The sequence below is a fragment of the Mucilaginibacter sp. P4_G9 genome (genome assembly GCF_056400985.1).
Map to the genome: position 1 here is coordinate 1 of NZ_JBFUKF010000071.1, position 18,257 is coordinate 18,257.

Annotated in this window: 17 protein-coding genes; 12 read left to right on the plus strand and 5 right to left on the minus strand. The window is 41.1% G+C overall.

What is annotated here, in order from left to right:
• Nucleotides 1–259, minus strand: a 259-nt coding sequence (locus AC1DPZ_RS08865; protein WP_477402625.1) for a winged helix-turn-helix transcriptional regulator, incomplete at its 3' end; no start/stop codon positions are given.
• Between the two features lie 115 nt (nt 260–374).
• Here AC1DPZ_RS08865 and AC1DPZ_RS08870 point away from each other — a divergent pair.
• From AC1DPZ_RS08870 to AC1DPZ_RS08880, 3 genes are all read left to right on the plus strand, one after another.
• The gene (locus tag AC1DPZ_RS08870) at nt 375–764 is read left to right on the plus strand and encodes a nuclear transport factor 2 family protein (RefSeq protein ID WP_188834285.1); all 390 of its coding nucleotides are present in this window, start codon (nt 375–377) and stop codon (nt 762–764) included.
• A 284-nt stretch (nt 765–1,048) separates the two neighbouring features.
• A complete protein-coding gene (locus tag AC1DPZ_RS08875) occupies nt 1,049–1,828 on the plus strand; it encodes a carbonic anhydrase (RefSeq protein WP_229701735.1) in 780 nt (259 codons plus the stop codon).
• An 88-nt stretch (nt 1,829–1,916) separates the two neighbouring features.
• Nucleotides 1,917–2,510 carry a DUF2490 domain-containing protein gene (locus AC1DPZ_RS08880; RefSeq protein WP_188834286.1) on the plus strand — a complete coding sequence of 198 codons (594 nt, stop codon included), beginning with the start codon at nt 1,917–1,919 and terminating at the stop codon, nt 2,508–2,510.
• Between the two features lie 160 nt (nt 2,511–2,670).
• Here AC1DPZ_RS08880 and AC1DPZ_RS08885 read toward each other — a convergent pair whose 3' ends face one another.
• Nucleotides 2,671–3,297 carry an RNA polymerase sigma factor gene (locus tag AC1DPZ_RS08885; RefSeq protein WP_188834287.1) on the minus strand — a complete coding sequence of 209 codons (627 nt, stop codon included), beginning with the start codon at nt 3,295–3,297 and terminating at the stop codon, nt 2,671–2,673.
• A 277-nt stretch (nt 3,298–3,574) separates the two neighbouring features.
• On the opposite strand from AC1DPZ_RS08885, the gene AC1DPZ_RS08890 reads away from it, so the two are divergent.
• From AC1DPZ_RS08890 to AC1DPZ_RS08905, 4 genes are all read left to right on the plus strand, one after another.
• A complete protein-coding gene (locus AC1DPZ_RS08890) occupies nt 3,575–4,735 on the plus strand; it encodes a FecR family protein (RefSeq protein WP_477402626.1) in 1,161 nt (386 codons plus the stop codon).
• 217 nt (nt 4,736–4,952) lie between these two features.
• Nucleotides 4,953–8,186, plus strand: a complete 3,234-nt coding sequence (locus tag AC1DPZ_RS08895) for a TonB-dependent receptor (RefSeq protein WP_477402627.1) — start codon at nt 4,953–4,955, stop codon at nt 8,184–8,186.
• A 31-nt stretch (nt 8,187–8,217) separates the two neighbouring features.
• The gene (locus AC1DPZ_RS08900; RefSeq protein WP_477402628.1) at nt 8,218–9,858 is read left to right on the plus strand and encodes a RagB/SusD family nutrient uptake outer membrane protein; all 1,641 of its coding nucleotides are present in this window, start codon (nt 8,218–8,220) and stop codon (nt 9,856–9,858) included.
• A gap of 262 nt (nt 9,859–10,120) precedes the next feature.
• A complete protein-coding gene (locus AC1DPZ_RS08905; RefSeq protein ID WP_188834291.1) occupies nt 10,121–11,893 on the plus strand; it encodes an alpha-L-fucosidase in 1,773 nt (590 codons plus the stop codon).
• Nucleotides 11,894–11,971: 78 nt separating this feature from the next.
• On the opposite strand, the gene AC1DPZ_RS08910 is transcribed toward AC1DPZ_RS08905, so the two are convergent.
• Nucleotides 11,972–12,451 (minus strand): nuclear transport factor 2 family protein, encoded by a 480-nt coding sequence (locus tag AC1DPZ_RS08910; RefSeq protein ID WP_188834292.1) that lies wholly within the window; start codon nt 12,449–12,451, stop codon nt 11,972–11,974.
• 762 nt (nt 12,452–13,213) lie between these two features.
• On the opposite strand from AC1DPZ_RS08910, the gene AC1DPZ_RS08915 reads away from it, so the two are divergent.
• The 5 genes from AC1DPZ_RS08915 to AC1DPZ_RS08935 all read left to right on the plus strand — a co-directional run bounded on the left by AC1DPZ_RS08915 (nt 13,214) and on the right by AC1DPZ_RS08935 (nt 16,763).
• Nucleotides 13,214–13,960, plus strand: a complete 747-nt coding sequence (locus tag AC1DPZ_RS08915) for a hypothetical protein (RefSeq protein WP_477402629.1) — start codon at nt 13,214–13,216, stop codon at nt 13,958–13,960.
• A 265-nt stretch (nt 13,961–14,225) separates the two neighbouring features.
• Entirely contained in the window at nt 14,226–14,492 is a 267-nt protein-coding gene (locus tag AC1DPZ_RS08920; RefSeq protein ID WP_188834294.1) for a helix-turn-helix domain-containing protein, read from the plus strand.
• Nucleotides 14,489–14,806 (plus strand): hypothetical protein, encoded by a 318-nt coding sequence (locus AC1DPZ_RS08925; protein WP_477402630.1) that lies wholly within the window; start codon nt 14,489–14,491, stop codon nt 14,804–14,806. The genes AC1DPZ_RS08920 and AC1DPZ_RS08925 overlap by 4 nt, the downstream gene beginning before the upstream one ends.
• Nucleotides 14,807–15,195: 389 nt before the next feature.
• Nucleotides 15,196–15,747, plus strand: a complete 552-nt coding sequence (locus tag AC1DPZ_RS08930) for a BfmA/BtgA family mobilization protein (RefSeq protein ID WP_188834296.1) — start codon at nt 15,196–15,198, stop codon at nt 15,745–15,747.
• Between the two features lie 41 nt (nt 15,748–15,788).
• On the plus strand, nt 15,789–16,763 hold the full coding sequence (locus AC1DPZ_RS08935; protein WP_188834297.1) for a DUF5712 family protein: 975 nt from the start codon (nt 15,789–15,791) through the stop codon (nt 16,761–16,763).
• A gap of 374 nt (nt 16,764–17,137) precedes the next feature.
• Here AC1DPZ_RS08935 and AC1DPZ_RS08940 read toward each other — a convergent pair whose 3' ends face one another.
• Nucleotides 17,138–17,833 carry an ATPase gene (locus AC1DPZ_RS08940; protein ID WP_188834298.1) on the minus strand — a complete coding sequence of 232 codons (696 nt, stop codon included), beginning with the start codon at nt 17,831–17,833 and terminating at the stop codon, nt 17,138–17,140.
• Nucleotides 17,833–18,216 carry a hypothetical protein gene (locus tag AC1DPZ_RS08945; protein ID WP_188834299.1) on the minus strand — a complete coding sequence of 128 codons (384 nt, stop codon included), beginning with the start codon at nt 18,214–18,216 and terminating at the stop codon, nt 17,833–17,835. The genes AC1DPZ_RS08940 and AC1DPZ_RS08945 overlap by 1 nt, the downstream gene beginning before the upstream one ends.
• Between the last annotated feature and the right edge of the window lie 41 nt (nt 18,217–18,257).

An 18,257-nucleotide genomic window follows, 5' to 3' on the forward strand; every position in this document is an offset into this window, starting at 1 on the left:
GTCGGTATTCAACTCTTGGGGGAACTTCCGCGTACGACTTCTTAGCAACAAATTCATTTGCCACCAAGACGTTCAATTCGTGAATTAGCACCTTCTCACTGATTCCAGGAATACATCTTTTTAACTCGCCGTACCTGATAGTCCTTTCATTTATCTGGAACAGTATTAACAACGTCCATTTGCCACCCAACAATACTAAAGATTTTCTAACCGGGCAGTTTATATCCGACTGCATGATTATTTTTGGAGTTTCTTCCATTTGATTATCAATATATCTAACCTATAGGTAAGTACCTTACCGGTAAGTAAGTACTTGTGCAAAAGTAAGATATCACATTACTTTGCAAAGTAAACATTAAAAAAAATCAAATATTATGATGCCAAAGGAAATAATTTCAGCTTATTTGGAGGCCTTAGGAAAAGGCGATGTAGGCCTTGCCTTTTCATTCTTTAGTCCCAACGCACAATGGCATCAACCAGGATCCCACAAATTTTCAGGAGTAAAATCAGGAATCGAGGCGATCGGAAAAATGCTCGGTGGTATGATGGAAGCAACCCAGGGAACTTTTGAATTGAAGCCATACGGCAATTTAATGGTCAACGGCAATATGGCCGCACTGCCAGTTCGCTTCAGCGGTACAATTGAGGACCGGAACATCGATATGACAGGAATAGACCTTTTTGAAGTAAATAAAGGGAAGATAACAGGTGTATGGTTGTTTTCTGATGACCAGGAGCTGGAAGATAACTTTTGGGGGAAATAATTTTTTCCATGTATTCAATAATGATGGATTTTTAAGATAAAGAACATTCAAAAGGATGCTCTTTATCTTTGAAAAAAACTACGCAGGTATTTCATTGCAGGCTGAGTACCATTCTTTCCAGTCCACGAGACACTTTCTCCTATTTGAATAATTACGGTACTTACAATTATCGATACCTACACTCAGGATTAAATTATCTCAATTCAATAGTATAAGTGTAGCCTTAAACTTCTTCGCCTAACTAGCAAAAAACACACATTAAATCTCTTTTAGTACCTATTTAAATGAAAAAATTACTACTTGTAATCATTGCATTGTTTACGCTGCATTATTTTGCAGATGCACAGAACGTACAATCATCAGCCGTCATCAAAAAGCATGATCAATCAGCTCCCGGCTCCTTAAAATGGCGGGCGGATCACTATATTGTAAATAGAGATTCGGCATTTACTGAACCAAGAGTAGCTATAAAAAAGCTGATGGGAGGCAATAGAAGGTTTGTCGAAAACAAATCCATCCGCCCGAGGCAGGATGCTGAAACCATTAAAAAATTAGGCTTTGGTCAAAAACCTTTTGCAACCATTGTAAGCTGTTCTGATTCACGCGTGCCAAATGAAATTGTATTTGACCAGGGTGTAGGTGATTTATTTATTATCAGAACGGCGGGGCAAGTATCATCGGCAGCCTCTTATGGAAGTATGGAGTATGCGGTAATAAAATTATACACCAGGTTAATTGTTGTTTTAGGACATACTGAGTGTGGAGCTGTGGCGGCTGCAGTGCAAAGACCAGAAGATGTTCCCGGCCACATAGTTACTTTAATAAATGAAATTAAACCTGCTGTAGCCAAGATTGCACACATGCCAGGTGATCCAGTGAATAATGCCGTAAGACAAAATGTAATTGATCAGGTAAATACCCTCAGGAATTTAGATCCTATTTTGCATAAAAAATATTCAAAAGGCGAGATACTGATCGTAGGCGCCGTTTATGATATTCACACCGGAAAAGTAGAATTCTTAAAAGAAACCCTGCACGATCTTCCGGAAAAGAAATCTAAATAAGCCTTACCGACGATGAAAATGAAGTTTAGATTCTTTTTATTGCTAAGTTTTCTTTGGGTGCCTTGTAAACTATCAGCGCAGGAGAGCCATGTCTCGGGCTGGGGGGCATTATTTCAACCCAGCGTTTCTCCGAACGCTGGGAGCATCATTTGATGCTCAATTCAGGTCAGCCGATCAATACGACTATTTGCGTAACATCCTTCTGCGACCATCTGTTAACTATTACTTTGCAAACAATAAAATAGCAGCTTTGGGATATGCCTACGCTGCTAACAATGGCAGAAATGCGGACGGAGCGCCTACTTTTCGGCCAGAGAGCAGGATCTGGGAGCAATTTATTGTTAATCAAAAACTGGGTAAAGCAACCATATTACAACACCGTTTGAGGCTGGAACAGCGTTTTGTTGGTAATACTACCTTGCGAAACGATCAATATTTTGCGCAGCGTTTCCGGTATTTTGCACGTGCGGTTATCTCCCTCAGGCACGATACCCTTTTTACCCAAGGGCCTTTTATCAGCCTCCAAAATGAGGTTTTTATTAATGCTCGGAATAAAAGCAAAGTTAACGGCCGAATTTTTGATCAAAACAGGGCATATGTAGCCATTGGCTACCGGTTAAGCAAAAAAATGGGCATAGAAAAAGGTTATCTCAATCAATACATAAGACATCGAGATTCTTAGGCGATAAATAATGTTTCGCAGTTAGCTTTGTATACTCAATTTTAGCTAACAACACCTATATCGCAGTAATTAGATAATAATGGTACAGTCATTTACCCCACAATCTTCCAGCATGAACTCATTAGCAAACAAGAGCTTACAATGCATCATCAAATAATTTCTAAGATGCAAAGATAAATTTAAACCCTTCAAATATTGCTGATGATAGCAATACAAATAAGACCATAAAAGCAGTTTTTGAATGACTTTTATAACAGGTTTTTAAATGTTTTACTGCTAAAGAAAGCTGATTATCTACAGTTCGTTTAGATACACCCAGGATAGTTGCGATTTCGTCATTGGTTAAATGTTTATTCCTGCTCATCTGAAAAATGAGATTACACCGCTTGGGTAGTTGCTCCAGATATTGATTTAAATCTTGCTCCAATTCTTGTTGCTGGATACGCTCATCACCAGAATTCTGATCAAACAAACAGTCCGCATTTGCGTAGTCAGGAGTGTAAATGACCTGCAATTTTGCAGACCTCATACGATTGTATATTTCATACCTGATAGCTGTAAGCAGGAAGTTACGGAATGAGTGGATCTCCAGGTCTTCCTTTCTATTCCAAATGCTTATAAAAACATCGTGGACAATTTCTTTGCTAACCTCCGGATCCTTCAGATAGCTGTAAGCTAATTTGTACATACTTATCCAATAGCGTTTAAACAGCACGTCAAAAGCCGATTCGCTACCTGTACGAATGAACTCCCATAATTCAAAATCCTCAAGATGCTTTTTAGACATATAATTGGTTGGATAAAATTAATAAAAACTTTACATTTCTTATCTCCTCTTGAACTTTTTAAGCCGGATAAATGCATTAAAAGGGAATTGCTATTTGAAAGTCGTCACTCATATTTTTAGTTACCTTAATGGTACGGGACGTTGTAAGAATATAGCATAATGCGATCAATTATAACCGCAGCATTCACCTCTAAAAAAATAAAATTAAAAGTGTGTGAAATTGGTTGTTAAATCTACACTTAATGATTGTAAGCCACCCAACAATTATCATTTCACGATGACCAAAGAGGAATACCTGTCTTTATACGAAAAGTATTTATCCGGAGCGTGTTCAGCAGAAGAAAAAGCATTGCTGGATAACTACCAGGACAATATGATACTTCCAGATGACCAATGGGATCCAGATCTCGGTAATGAGAAAGCTATATATGCTGATGTTTACAGCAAGTTTAAACGGAGTCAATCAAAAACAAAGATTGGAAGGGCTCCGGTCTTTTTCTGGTTGAAAATCGCCGCGGTTCTCTTTGTCTGTGTTTCTTCGGCATTGTTAATATGGAAATTGCAATACCATTCAAAAAATAATCCGCCTTTAATTGCCAGGCATAACCAGTCAATAATACGCCCCGGCGGCAATAAAGCCTATCTAACTATGGCCGGCGGATCTGTTGTTGTGCTTAACGATATAAAAAATGGGGAAATCGCCACGCAAGCAGGTGTTCAGGTCAGTAAAACCAAAGAAGGATTGCTGGTGTACAAAGACAATAGAACTGCCGGCAATAAAAAACCCGACATTAATGAACCGGATCAAAATACAGTTACTACACCTCGCGGAGGGCAATACCAAATCGTGTTATCCGACGGAACAAAGGTATGGCTGAATGCTGCTACTGCGCTGAAATATCCAACTAGCTTTTCCGGAAAGGATCGAAAAGTTGAGTTATCAGGAGAAGCGTACTTCGAAGTCGCAAAAAATGCAACTAAACCTTTTAAGGTAGTTGTAAATGGCTTAGAAGTGCAGGTACTGGGGACACATTTTAATGTAATGGCTTACGATAACGAAAAAGTGGTCAAAACCACCCTGCTGGAAGGAAAGGTAAGATTATTCAAGAATGGGCACGAGGCAGTTTTAAAACCAGGCGAACAGGGAGTCTTAAATAACCAAAGCTCATTGTTTGAGGTTAAGGATGTAAACGTAGATGATGAAACAGCCTGGAAAAACGGCTTCTTTGCGTTTAACAATGAGAGTATTGAAACCATCATGAGGCAAATATCCAGATGGTATGATGTAGATGTTGCTTTTAGCGAAAAGATGATGAGGAGAAATTTTGGCGGTTCCGTATCCCGTTACGAAAATGTAGGAACCGTGCTGAAAGCACTTGAATTAACAGGATCTGTTCACTTTAATGTTGAAGGAAGGAGGATTACCGTAATGCCATAACTGTACTTTTATCTCCAATTAAAATCATTATATCTTCTAAATAAAAACCGGAAGCGTTGTAGCGCTCCCGGTCAGCATGCCTTTGCGGGCAATTTAAAGGATATATCATGAATTGATCGACTAACCAATTTTAATAAACCCTATTCAAATGTATAAAGATTCTATTGAATTTCCATACAGGTGGAATTCCTGTGCGGTAAATAAATTCCTGTGTGTCATGAAACTTACCATCATCGTATTGATAGCCACCTGTCTGCATGTAAGCGCATCATCGTACGCACAACAAATCAGTATAAATGTAAAAAACACCTCATTACAAAACGTTTTTAAGGACCTGCGCAAGCAGAGCGGGTATAATTTTTTGTATGACAGCGACATGCTGAATGAAACTAAGCCCGTTTCACTTTCTGTTAAGGACATGCCTTTAAAAGATGTTTTAGATGCTTGTTTTAAGGATCAGCCTGTGACTTATGTATTTCTCGATAAGAATACGATAATCATTAAAGAAAGGCAGCCCTCGCCGGCAACAACTAAAAATGAAATTGTCATAACGGGCAGGGTAACAGATAAAAAAGGGCAGCCGGTACCGGGAGTTACCGTCAAACTGAAAGGAACGTCTACTGGTGCTGTAACCAATTCCAACGGTGCCTATTCCATTAAGGTTTTGGGAAATAGCGGCATACTGGTATTTACATCAGTAGGCTATGCTACTAAAGAAGTTCCTATAAATGATCAAAAGAATATTGACGTGGTGCTTGAAGAGATGAATCAGTCTTTAAACGACGTTGTTGTTGTGGGCTATGGTACACAAAAGAAGGTAAACGTCACCGGTTCCGTAGCAACCGCAAGCTCCGCAGATATCGAAAACAGGCCATTCACATCAGGATCGCAGGTGCTCAGCGGCCTGCTTACCGGTGTTCAGATACAACAGGGTGGTGGCCGTCCGGGTGGCGATGCTGCCGGTATTACCATTCGCGGTATCGGTACATTTGGTGCCGGAAGTGCGCCACTTATCCTACAGGATGGTTTAGCTGTTAGCTCGTTAGATGATATTGACCCTGATAATATCAAAAGCGTTTCCATTTTAAAAGATGCCTCTGCCGCTGCTATTTATGGTAGCCGTGCATCTAACGGCGTTGTTTTGGTAGAAACCAAACGTGGGCAGAGTGGAAAAATGGCTATTAATTACAATAATTATTTTGGATGGCAAAACGCTACCGACCTGCCAACATTTGTTAGTTCTGCAACTTATGCGAAATTAACCGGCCAGTCAGACGCAACGGTTGCAAAATACCAGGGTGGAGCAGACCCCGACAATTTTCCAAATGTGTATCACTTAAAGAATCTTTTGAATTCTGGCAACGGATTTCAAACAGATCACAATTTGAGTTTTTCAGGCGGCGATGCGAAAAGCACCTATTTGTTCTCCACAACCTACCGTAACCAGAACGGTATCACGGCAGAAACTAATGCCAAAACCTACAATTTTTTGCTGAATATTGATAGTAAACTGAAAGATAACCTGCTTTTAAAGGTTAATTTATCAGGCTTCTCTAAAAATAATACACAGCCAATTGGTGCCGGTGGCGGCATAAACGGTATTATTGGTTATGCTGCCCGTGAACCAAATACCTACGCTGGTTTAAAATCTGACGGTACGTTTGGTCACCAGGACGCTTTTAGCCCCGAAGGTTGGTTGGCAAGCCCGTCTTTCTCTAAATTTGCAAGCAAAAACTTTTTAGGAAGCGTTAGTTTATCCTGGACAATTGTTCCAGGATTATCCTTGAGTGGCCAGGCCGGTTATCGATACTATAACAATCAATCTCAATCTTTCTATCCAACAGTTCAGTTTGATGCAAATACCTATATCGGGCCTAATAACCTTAACCAGAGTAACGCTGACGGATCTATTGTTACCCTGAACTCCATATTAAAATATGCCCGGTCTTATAAAAAGCACAATTTTTCTATTCTTGCCGGCTATCAGCAGGAAAATGAGGCTAACCAGGGCTTCTCTGCCTCACGGGATAACTTCCCGAATAATTTACTGTACCAACTGGATGTGGGTGCTTCCACAAATCAGCAAAATGGCGGTTCGGGGTCTCAAAATGCCTTGCAATCCTATTTTGGAAGGTTTAATTATGATTTTGCAGGCAAATACCTTGTGGAAGCCAGTTTTAGAAATGACGGATCATCGCGGTTTCCGACATCTAACCGGTTCGCGTTTTTTCCATCGGTTTCAGTAGGTTGGAGAGTATCTGAAGAATCATTTATTAAAGACAATTTCACCTGGATAGATCAGCTTAAATTCCGTGCTTCAACAGGTAGTTTAGGTAACCAGGCAGTACCAAATTATCCTTACCAAAACTTAATATCACTTGGCCAAAACTATACTTTTGGTGGTGTTAGTGCTCCAGGGGCTGCGCTAACAAATCTTTCTAATATAAATATCAAATGGGAAACGACTACTACCAGCGATATTGGTTTGGATTTTGATTTATTTAAAGGCAAACTTAGCGGAACAATAGAACTTTACAATAAGGTAACAACCGGGATCCTATATGTGGTACCGGCTTCCGCTACGCTGGGCTTAAATCCTCCGACAAGTAACGCGGGCTCTATGCGCAATACCGGTTTTGAAGCCAATCTGAAATACAGCGACCATATTGGCCAGGTTAATTTTAGCATAGCGCCTAATTTCTCCTATGCTAAAAGCATTGTAACTAAAATAGCCGGCGATTTACAGCAAAATATAGGAGCCCGCTTATTTGTTGGCCAACCGCTTAATACCATTTACGGCTATGTGGCTGATGGTATCTTTACCAATGCAGCCGACGTTGCCAGCTATCCAACCCAGCCAATTGCCGGCAAACCTGGAGTAATCCGCTTTAAAGACCTCGATGGCGATGGTAAAGTAGATGCCACCAACGATCGCAAAATCATTGCAAATACTAATCCCAAATACTCATTCGGCCTTACATTAAATGCTTCTTACAAAGGGTTTGATGCATCGGCGCTGTTTCAGGGCTTAGCCGGTTTCTCAAGGCAAATAAGCTATTATAATACTTTTGCTTATTACAATGGTGGTAATATACAGCAATGGCAGGTTGATAATGCATGGACTCCTGCCAATCCAAATTCAAATGCCAAATATCCGCAAATTACCAATTTAAGCCAGGGAAGCGAAAACGTRCAGTCTTCTACTTTCTTTATCAGGGACGCCAGCTTTGTAAGACTTAAGAATGCACAAATAGGTTACTCATTCAGCAATGGCGTTTTACAAAAGTTACATGTTGCACGCTTAAGACTATTTGTAGGCGGGCAAAACCTGTATACATGGAAAAAATTCTTCCCTGGATTTGATCCGGAAGTGCCACAAGGATATAATGACGGGCCTTCCTACTACCCGCTTACCAAATTATACACCTTTGGTTTAAACCTTAAATTTTAAGCTGTTTTATTAAATCATTAATTCAACACAAATGAAAAATATTAAATTCTGCTTCGGCAGAAGCAAAACATGGTTAATTATAGCAGCAGTTATTGCATGCTCATTTTCAAGCTGTCAGAAAAATCTTTTAGATAAACAGCCCTTATCCGCATTATCAGATGCTTCTTTTTGGAAATCAGCATCAGATGCAAAGCTGGCCCTTGCAGGTGTATATAATTCAGGAGCCGGATATACCGGTTACAATTTCTGGGCAGGTACTTCAATGGTAAACCTCGATCTGATGGCAGGTGATGGCTCGGAAAAAGAATCGATCCCAGACCATTTTACTGACGGCACCCTGAATGCTTCATATGGTTTTGTCGGTTCCTACTATTCTGGGGCCTATAATCAAATTACCAAGTGTAATAATTTTCTGGATCACATAGACGGTGTGACTATGGACGCTACCGCAAAAAACGTAATGATTGGTGAAGTGCGTACGATCAGGGCTTATAATTATTTCAACCTCGCGCTCTATTTCGGCAACATACCGTTGATACAGCATGTACAAACAGTTGAGCAGTCCAACAGCAATACGCAAACTAACCAGGCAGGCGTATATGCCTTTTGCGAGACCGAGTTAAAGGCTGCCGCTGTGCTTATGCCACCCAGTGTTTCAGATTCGCAGCAGGGACACATGACTGCTGCCTCGGCTTTGGCCATACTTGGCCGTTTACAAATGGCAGAGAAAAAATGGACGGACGCTGCTCAAAGTTACCAAACCATCATTAATTTTGGTTACTATGTTATAGATCCAAGATACCGTGAATTATTTTTGAATGCAGGTGAGTTAAGCCATGAAGTCATTATGTCTATGCAGTATATTCAAAACACTTATAGTCATTCCTTACTTCAATATCTAACACCTGAGACTTGGGGAGGATGGCACCAATACTCTCCTTTCAATGAGCTTGTACAGGATTATGAATGTATGGATGGCTCGACGATTGACAAATCTCCATTATATGACAAAAATAACCCTTACAATAATCGCGACCCAAGGTTAGATTTTACTGTCATGATCAACAATCGTACTAAATTCAGGGGTGCTTCTTACTCATCGGATCCGGGGACCAATAAGCCCGATAGGCTTGACGAATACCCGGGTGTGTGGAGCGGATATGCAATTTATAAGTTCCTTGAGGATGATCCCACCCTTGGTAACGTAAGTAACGATGGCAATAACTTCCCTATCATCAGATATGCTGAAGTGCTTTTAGGCTATTTGGAATCGCAATTGGAGTCAGGTGCCCCAATCACGCAGTCGTTATTAGATCAAACTATTAATAAAGTGCGTGGAAGAGCCGCTGTAAAAATGCCGGCCGTAACCACTACAGATAAAGATGCATTGCGTACGATTATAAGAAGAGAGCGCCATATAGAATTTGCGTTTGAAGGCCTTAGATATTATGATTGCTTACGCTGGGGGATAATCGGGTCAGAAAACAACCGTCAATTTACAGGTATGAAACTGACTAATTCACCATCAAYTTACACGCAATTCCCGGTAGATGCTAATGGCTTTTATCTGTACAAAAAACGGGCCTTTATTATCGGGAAAAATGAGTTATGGCCAATTCCTCAATCAGAAATTCAGATTAACCCTAATTTAAAGCAGAATCCGGGTTATTAGGTAATAAATTTGGTTTAATTGGTAGCCCTGAGGGCGGCAGCGGATGGAAGTGTGGCCTTTTCAGGGCCACCTTCCTGATGTTGCTTTTTAGGAAAAATCGTATGAAAAGAAGAACTTTAATAAAAGGATTAGCCACGGGATTGTTGTCCGGGTATTGTCTAAATTTCAAGAAAATCATTTTTTCAGATTAAAGAATTTAAATGAATAGCTTTTGTATTTCGTGGAAAATCCACTTTTAAATAACAATAATCAGTAATTAATTATGAGCAGAATTTTAGGAGTTGTTTTATTTATCGTGGTAGCGTCATTTAAACTAAGCGCCCAAAACGTTAAGTGGGAAACAAAAACTACATCAAAAACACAGCTCCCCCCATTTCCGGCCATTCCGGCGCGATTGCCAATTGATAGTGTACCCATGGGAGATTGGAAATCGTTTCCTGAATTTAAATTGGATATTCCTATTGCTGAAGGGCCGTTTGAGCCAAACTGGGAATCGATTGAAAAGAATTATCCAGGCGAACCCGATTGGCTTCGTGAGGCGAAGTTTGGTATATGGGTTCACTTTGGACCGCAAGCGGCAGGTGAAAGCGGCGATTGGTACGCGCGCAGGCTTTATACGCCGGGGACGAAAGCCTATAATAATCACCTCAAGAAATATGGTCACCCTTCCGAAGCTGGATACAAAGAAGTGCTTCGTGATTGGAACCCTATCAAACTTGACCCTGCTAAATTGACTAAGATATATAAAGATGCTGGGGCCCGGTTCCTGGTGATTCAGGGCGTACATCATGACAATTATGATATGTGGAATTCGCGTTATCAGCCATGGAATTCTGTTAATATTGGCCCCAAGCGCGATATAATTGGCGAATGGGCTAAAGCTTGCCGGGCAAATGGTATGCGTTATGGAGTAACTTTCCATCACGAATATACCTGGTGGTGGTGGCAAACAGCGTTTGGGAGCGACAAAGTTGGCGAAAAAAAAGGCATTCCTTACGATGGTAACCTCACCTTAGCCGATGGTAAAGGCAAATGGTGGCAAGGATATGATCCGCGTTTACTTTACGGAATTGACCTGCGCGAATACAAAGGCGTTGAAAAGGAAGCGGCTTCTCCATGGAACCCACCGCCAGCCGGCATTTTCAATAATCATTTGGACTATGCCAAATGGTATGCCACTCGATGGGCATTAAGGATGATGGATGTGGTAGAACATTACGACCCGGATTTTATTTACACCGACGGCACGGTTCAAGGGCCATTTACAGGTAATGGAACAGGCACCGGGTTAAAAGCCGATGCCATGCAAACGGTTATTGCTGATTATTATAACCGTACGCTTAAAAAGCGCGGGGCGGTAAACACATTTAGCATCGTAAAATTCCGCGATAAAACAAATGGCACAGTAAATACCGAGGAATTCGGAATTCCGGCGAATATAAAAACAGATCAACCCTGGATAGCAGAAGCGCCGGTAGGCGACTGGTTTTACGAACCTGGATTTACATATGACTCGGGCATGGTAATCCGTTATATTATAGAGGCCATAGCCCGCGACGGAAACGCGGCAGTATGTATCTCGATTTTGCCCGATGGATCACTGAATAAGGGCAGCCAGCAGCTATTAAAGGAAGTGGGTGTTTGGATGCGCCGTAACGGCGAGGCCGTTTATGGAAGCTATGCGTGGGCCATCCCTGGTGAAGGAGAACAAGTGAATGGCAAGTTGAAGATGCTGCCCCCAGGGGCATTGACACACAGGCAGGCTGAATTTAAATTCGGTCCTCAGGACTTTCGTTTTACCAGGGGTAAAAATGGAGCGTTGTATGCTTTTTGCATGACAGTACCTTTACCCGGAACACGCTTGATGATAAGATCATTAGGAACAGATTCAAAGCATCTTACCAAGGAAATTAAATCTGTGACCCTGTTGGGTTATAACGGTAAACTGCAATGGAAACAGGAAGCTGAAGGGCTGTCTGTCACCTGCCCATCGAACATGGCGTTCTCGACATCCGTTGTGTTCAGGATTGATTAAGCAGTTAATCTTATTAACGACAATAAGGGGACCTTTTTATCCCCTTATTGTCGTAAGTTACAGAAATTCGAATTTAATTTAGAACATCGGATTGTTATTGGCACGCCTGTCTGGCATCTGCATCATAGCATCCCAATGCTCGGCTAATTTTCCATTTTCTAAACGATAAATATCAATAAACCTTGATTCTTTCCCTGCCATTTCATACCGTGAATGAAGGATAACAATATCKCCATCTGCAACAATATGTTTAAACTCAATTTTCTGGTGGGATATGCCTTTAGAGATAAGCATTTTTACAAGAGCCTTTACTCCTTCCGGGCCGTCAGCTATTGTTGGGTTATGTTGTAAGAAATTCTTACTCATATACTCATCAACCGCAGAAGTATCCAGATCCCCAAAAATTCTTTGGTAAGCTGTGCTAGCTATTTTCTTGTTGTCTTCTTCTTGTTTCATAACACTATTTTTATTTTTTAGAGAATGATTTACTTTTTGTGCCTGTACACAAGTTAGATTTACCGCAAAAAACAGTATTGCTGCTATTAGTTTTACTTTCATTTTCTCTTTTCTTAAGTGGTTGTGTAAATGTATGCTGTGAGTTACGTTTACACAAGTACTTACCTGATGGTAAGGTACTTACTGAAACGTTAGAAATATTGAATATCAATGAGATGAAATCTAAAAATGATTTACAAGCATTCGAAAACTGTCCGGTAGGGAAGTATGTTTGGTGGCGGAGAACAAGTCTATATCGATTATCCCTTTTTAAATGATTAAATGGCGACCAATTATCTGAAAAATGATTATGCCTTCTTACCCTATTAAGCGAAGAACACATCAAAAAGTTCTGAAAAATCGAAAAGTATCTACTTTATAAAAAGCTATTTTGAGACAGTCTAAAAAATAGCTTTCAAAGTGCTTTAAACAACGATTATTGTTAAATTTTTATAGAAAAAACCACCCCGTTCGGCCATACTCAAACATTTCGCGATCTGCCAAAATATCCCCCTTACCGATAGCCAATTGATAACGATGCATTGCCGTATAAATTAAGGCCAAGTCTTGGCTTTAATATTTACATTATAGAAACCACGATTGCGTAATGAATGAAATCAAATTTTGACATTCGTCAATACTTCTACAAAGTTTTGTCGACGTATTTCTGTCTGTTAATCATACCCTCTCGACAGAACCAAAATCCGGAAAACAACTATTGTCTTAACGCAAAGGGGATCGAACCCTTTCGATAATTAATATTTGCTATGAAATCTGATAAACCAAATTATAATATATTGTTTATTAAAAACGTATAATAATCTTATGATATCGGATACCTATTTCAAGTTTCGCGGTCGCTTTGAGTTAAATCCTCACCGGTATGATATCGGTTGGCTAATATTTACAGACAGGATTTTCGGTTTAAATTTCCTTGTCAATAAGATTTATAAGATCAAAAAAGATGAGTACGCTACGTTTTACAATTACCAGTTAAATCACTACCTTGAGGGAAACGCCGGACAGGAAGAGGCTTTTTTCGATCATGTTTATGATATTGTAAATACCAGGATTAAATTCTACAAAGGGCTTAAGCCGTCCGCCCAGGGATTGAAATTTACCGCCAAACTGGAAGCGTTTCTGGCATACCTGGAAAGTATTGATCAGTGGCACAAAACACAGCCCTTGGAATCAGTTATCGCTGATAAAAATAAACAGATTGACCAGTTAGAAGCAAAAATCAAAGAACTGGAGAACCAGATTAAAGATTACATTAAATATGAAKCCGGTGAAAAGATCGTCATCAGCAAGGACGGCCTGCCGGTGTTCATTGACCTGATTGATCAAATAAGGGATTTGAAGTTGCCGAACGATAATAAATTGGTAAACAGCCAAACGGCAAGCCCCTGGTATAAATTGATCGCCAAGAATTTTTTAAACGGAGATAAACCTATTGCTATAGGCACCGCTCAGAATTATTTCCCGGCCGATAAGGAAAACCCACCTCCGAAATACACGATCATCGCCGAAAAAGACAAACTCTTCAAAATTATACAAAAGCCTAAAAAATAGGCTTTTGTCTTTTCATTCGTGACCAAACGCCTCCAATGGTCATTCATTTTGCTGTTTTAGCCCTCATTTTTGAACCATTGTATTTAGTGGCTGGTATTTTATTGTTCCGCTGAACGGGTTTAATAAAGAAAGGAGGTTATCACGGTGCGAAACTAAACAAGATTTAATATACAAACATTTGGGGTCACCCTATTAAAGTCCCCAATTAATAAAATAGCGCTTGCCCAAATTTGGACAAGAATTATTCACGAAAAAAATATCAACTATGACAGCAATTGAATTGATCACTAAGGAGGATTTAAGGGAGTTTAAAGGAGAGTTATTGAAGGAGATCAAACAGCTGATGCAGCCCGGACAAGGGCAATCTAAGAAATGGCTGAGGAGCGTCGAAGTGCGGAAGCTGTTGGGCATCTCGCCCGGCACACTTCAGAACCTACGAATTAATGGAACACTGCGTTTTACCAAAGTAGGTAGTATTATGTATTACAAACTGGAAGACATCAACGAGATCCTGGAGGGTGAAGGCAAATGAAGTTGCAGAAGGAAATTGTTAAAGAATTGGCCGGTTATGCCAGCCTGGTCAGGCGCATGGAAAAAGACGACCGGCTGCTGCCAACGCATCTTAGCCTGTTTACAGGTTTGTTTGTCTGTTGGCAGCGGARCGGTTTTACAAGCCCGTTCAGTGTGACCCGGAAAACGCTTATGGCGTTTTCCAAGGTCGCGTCAATTGCAACGTATCACAAGTGTATCAAAGAACTCGATGAATATGGTTACATCCGCTATGAGCCATCATACCACCCCAAACTCGGCAGCCAGGTATACTGGCCAGCCGGTTGGGAAGTGTAGCCCGATACTTTGTATCGGTATATCTGTATACCGGGCTATACAAATAGCTGCATATCGGAATAACTGGTTATTCCGATATATGGATAGACAGATATCCAGCTATATCAATCCGGTGCAGCCCTTGGCTGCACCGGTAATGATTTGCTTCGCAAATGAGGAAGGGAAAGCGGCGGTCGCTTTGCGAAAGCGAAGGGAGCAAGCGGAAGTTGGGCAGAGCCCTACTTTGCTTGCCCTACGCTTCGCTACGGGGGTTTTACGTATCCTCCGGGGATACTTTAGGGCGTTTCCGCCTGTGAAATAAAAGAAAACAGGATACTCGGCGGTATCCTGTATATAGGAATAAAGGCATGACTGTATAAACAGCTATGCCGTCAATATGAAAGGATAGCATGGAAGATATCAATGTAAGATCAGTGAGATACCCGGTTACGGTAGATCAGAAGTTTGAAAAGATCGCCCTTAAACTGGGCAGGACAAAGCGGCAGGTGTTTATCCAGATGGTCGATTACTTTTATAAAAGCAAGAAAGACCCGCTGGACCTGAATGATGAGTTATTAAAAAATGCGCTGATGAAGAATCACCAGCAGTATATCGGTTTTATCAAAAGCCAGGAGAATATGTTGCTCATTCCGATCAAAACAGAAATGGATCGGGTATCTGTATCACAAGCCAAGATCATCGAACGTTTTAATACGCAAATCCTCAAGGCGAATACGGATTTGCTAAATAATCAGCACGTGATGGCGCAAAAGTTAACCGGAATGGATGCGCTGATGGAAACGATTTCGAAAAATCAAAAAAGTAAGGAACACCTGAAAAAACAATTCCTGTTCATCTTTGATGGTTACATCAAATCACGGGAGGCTTTCGGGATGATGACATCGGCCAGGGAAAAAGATGAGTTGATCGCTGTTACCAGATCGCAGGTAAGTTTACTTTAATCATATATTTTAATTCCCCCTTTAGGGGGTTAGGGGGCTTTATGTTTATCAATATCACGGACAGCAAAGAAGCAGCGAACAAAGGCAGCAGCGCGGGACTAGTAAATTACCTGGAAAAAGAAAACAGGATTGATCATAAGCAGGAACCTGAATACTGGTTCAATGGTAGGCAGATCAGAATCGAGCCTTATGAGGTCATGCGCACCATAGATGGTAATGTCGCCAAGCTGGGTAAAGACGATGCTAAGTTTTTCTTAATCAATATCAGCCCGAGCCAGAAAGAGATCAGGTTTCTGAAAGAACAGTATGGCGAAGAAAGTGCTAAAGAACATATGAAAGGCTTTGCGGTCAGGGTGATGGATGCCTACGCAAAAAACTTTAACCGGGATGGTGTGAACAGTAACCAAGACTTGTTATGGTTCGCCAAGTTGGAAAACTACCGTTACTACAGCCATACTGATCCGGAAGTAAAACAAGGTTTAAAACAACGGGGCGAACGTAAAGAGGGTGAGCAGATGCATGTGCAGGTTATTGTCAGCCGTAAGGATATAACCAATAAGATCAAGCTTAGCCCAATGAACACCTCAAGAGGAAAAAATGGAGAGCATTCTAAAAAGATGGGGCAGTTTGACCGGGTAGCATTCAAACAGAGCGGAGAATCTCTTTTCGACAGCCTGTTTGGATTTGACAGGCAGTTAAAAGATACGATGGCATATGCCAATGTTCAAAAGAACGGGGAGCTATCACAGCGGGAACAATTAGGTGTGTTGGCCGAAGGAGCTTCGCAAAATTACAAAAGCAGGTCGGTGGCTAATGAACTCGCTCAGGGAGTTGCGGAAGGCTTATTTACGACAACAGCGAATATGCTATCGGCAGCGGGTAAGACAGCCGCAAGCTTCCTAGAAGTGATGCTGGAACCGATGTATACAGGAGGTGCTAATATTGTCCCTGAAAGCGAGGCCGAGGCAAAGAAAAAACGAAAGAAAAAATACCAGGGCCAGCAGATCTCGCATTGAAGCAGTGAGTTATTATAGAAAAGATATTTGTCCTTTTGATATATAAAAGTGGCCATGCAGCTGCGGCAGGCGGCTTCATTACACCACGCGCTGCGCTCCGGGTTTCATTACGCCGCCAGTCTCGCCGCCGCACGTGCAGGAGTGTATTCGTTCCTCATACACACCTGCCTTTCCCGCCCGCGGGTTATCGGTTAGTCACAGCACCGCGGTCACAAAATTAGCTCACGCATGAAAAGTGTCAAGGGTATATAAACCGGCTATCGCCGGCCCTTGACACTTTTCATGCTTTAAGCTCCCGGTTGTTTAAGCGGTGATATGACTGAGTGCGTGCAGTTGAAGAAGAGGTGCACGGCACATATAATTACCCTCGCAAATTAACGTTTGATGCCGCCGCTACCTAATGAACGCCCAGGACTCTGATCCTGTTCGGGTTTTACTATACGTTGTTGCTCTTGCGTTTTCTCCATGGATGTTCCCATGTCTTGAACGATGCGGTTAACCCATTGCGGTAAATTAGGAGCCTGTTCGACAAGTTTACCATCAGCATATTTCAGATATACCGAAATATTTTGTCCCTTTTCCTTAGATGCGGCTTTCATTAAGATAACTTGATCAAAAGTATGGTAATATTTTTGCAGGTTAATTAATGACTGCTCATAATTAGCTTTGATGTTATCTGCCGATACATCGTGCCCTCCTTTAGCTACCCTTAAACGTACGCGCTCAAAAGACATAGCAATTTCATCCAAGCCAAAGAAAAATAATCGGGTACTATAGCCCTTAAGCTTAAATTCATTGACTGATTTCATGATATCTTCTGTTCGAAAGTTCGTCTCGAAAGCACAGGTTGCATTTTTGGCTTGCATGGTTTCTTTCCAGCCCGAAAATACATGCCCGTTAACTGCGTCATATAAATTACCGCTGTCTAAACCTGGAAATTGCTTTTTTAGAAGTATAAATTCTTTATCGCCATCAAAAATAGGAGTACCAGGTGGTACCATRGAGGAYGACAGCGTGCTTTTACCRGCGCCATTTGGCCCGGCAAAAACAAATAGTTCCGGCTGTTCCATTAAAATCTCCTGCTRACTATCTGGCTGTCACCTGTGGTGGTATTTACTTTAACCAACTCTCGATGATCGGCATATTCACGAATAACGTGATTATTATACTCTTGATTTCCCGCTGCCTCATAAACGTTATAGAGACCCAAATGAGTGTTTTCGGCTTCTACATTTTGGATTTCAGGACACAACCGTTCTTCCAGCTCTTTTAAAGAACATTCAAAAACTGGTATGTAAGTTAGTTGCTCCATTAGAATTTGTAGTTCCGCCGCCTTTGCTGGGTGCCAATGGCTCACAGGAATAAGAACAGCGGTTGCCTTTTGTTGTTCGTCGTAAACAATATTAAATGTATCCTGACCGATGAACTCTTTCAAATTTAGTGTTTTATACATGATTTTACAAATTATTGTTTAACAATAGCGTGATGCTGAAG

What these genes read in the sequence shown, in the direction of transcription:
- AC1DPZ_RS08875 (WP_229701735.1), top strand. Translation starts at nt 1,049, where the DNA reads ATGAAAAAATTACTACTTGTAATCATTGCATTGTTTACGCTGCATTAT.
- AC1DPZ_RS08905 (WP_188834291.1), top strand. Translation starts at nt 10,121, where the DNA reads ATGAGCAGAATTTTAGGAGTTGTTTTATTTATCGTGGTAGCGTCATTT.
- AC1DPZ_RS08890 (WP_477402626.1), top strand. Translation starts at nt 3,575, where the DNA reads ATGACCAAAGAGGAATACCTGTCTTTATACGAAAAGTATTTATCCGGA.
- AC1DPZ_RS08935 (WP_188834297.1), top strand. Translation starts at nt 15,789, where the DNA reads ATGTTTATCAATATCACGGACAGCAAAGAAGCAGCGAACAAAGGCAGC.
- AC1DPZ_RS08920 (WP_188834294.1), top strand. Translation starts at nt 14,226, where the DNA reads ATGACAGCAATTGAATTGATCACTAAGGAGGATTTAAGGGAGTTTAAA.
- AC1DPZ_RS08885 (WP_188834287.1), bottom strand. Translation starts at nt 3,297, where the DNA reads ATGTCTAAAAAGCATCTTGAGGATTTTGAATTATGGGAGTTCATTCGT.
- AC1DPZ_RS08930 (WP_188834296.1), top strand. Translation starts at nt 15,196, where the DNA reads ATGGAAGATATCAATGTAAGATCAGTGAGATACCCGGTTACGGTAGAT.
- AC1DPZ_RS08870 (WP_188834285.1), top strand. Translation starts at nt 375, where the DNA reads ATGATGCCAAAGGAAATAATTTCAGCTTATTTGGAGGCCTTAGGAAAA.
- AC1DPZ_RS08880 (WP_188834286.1), top strand. Translation starts at nt 1,917, where the DNA reads ATGTCTCGGGCTGGGGGGCATTATTTCAACCCAGCGTTTCTCCGAACG.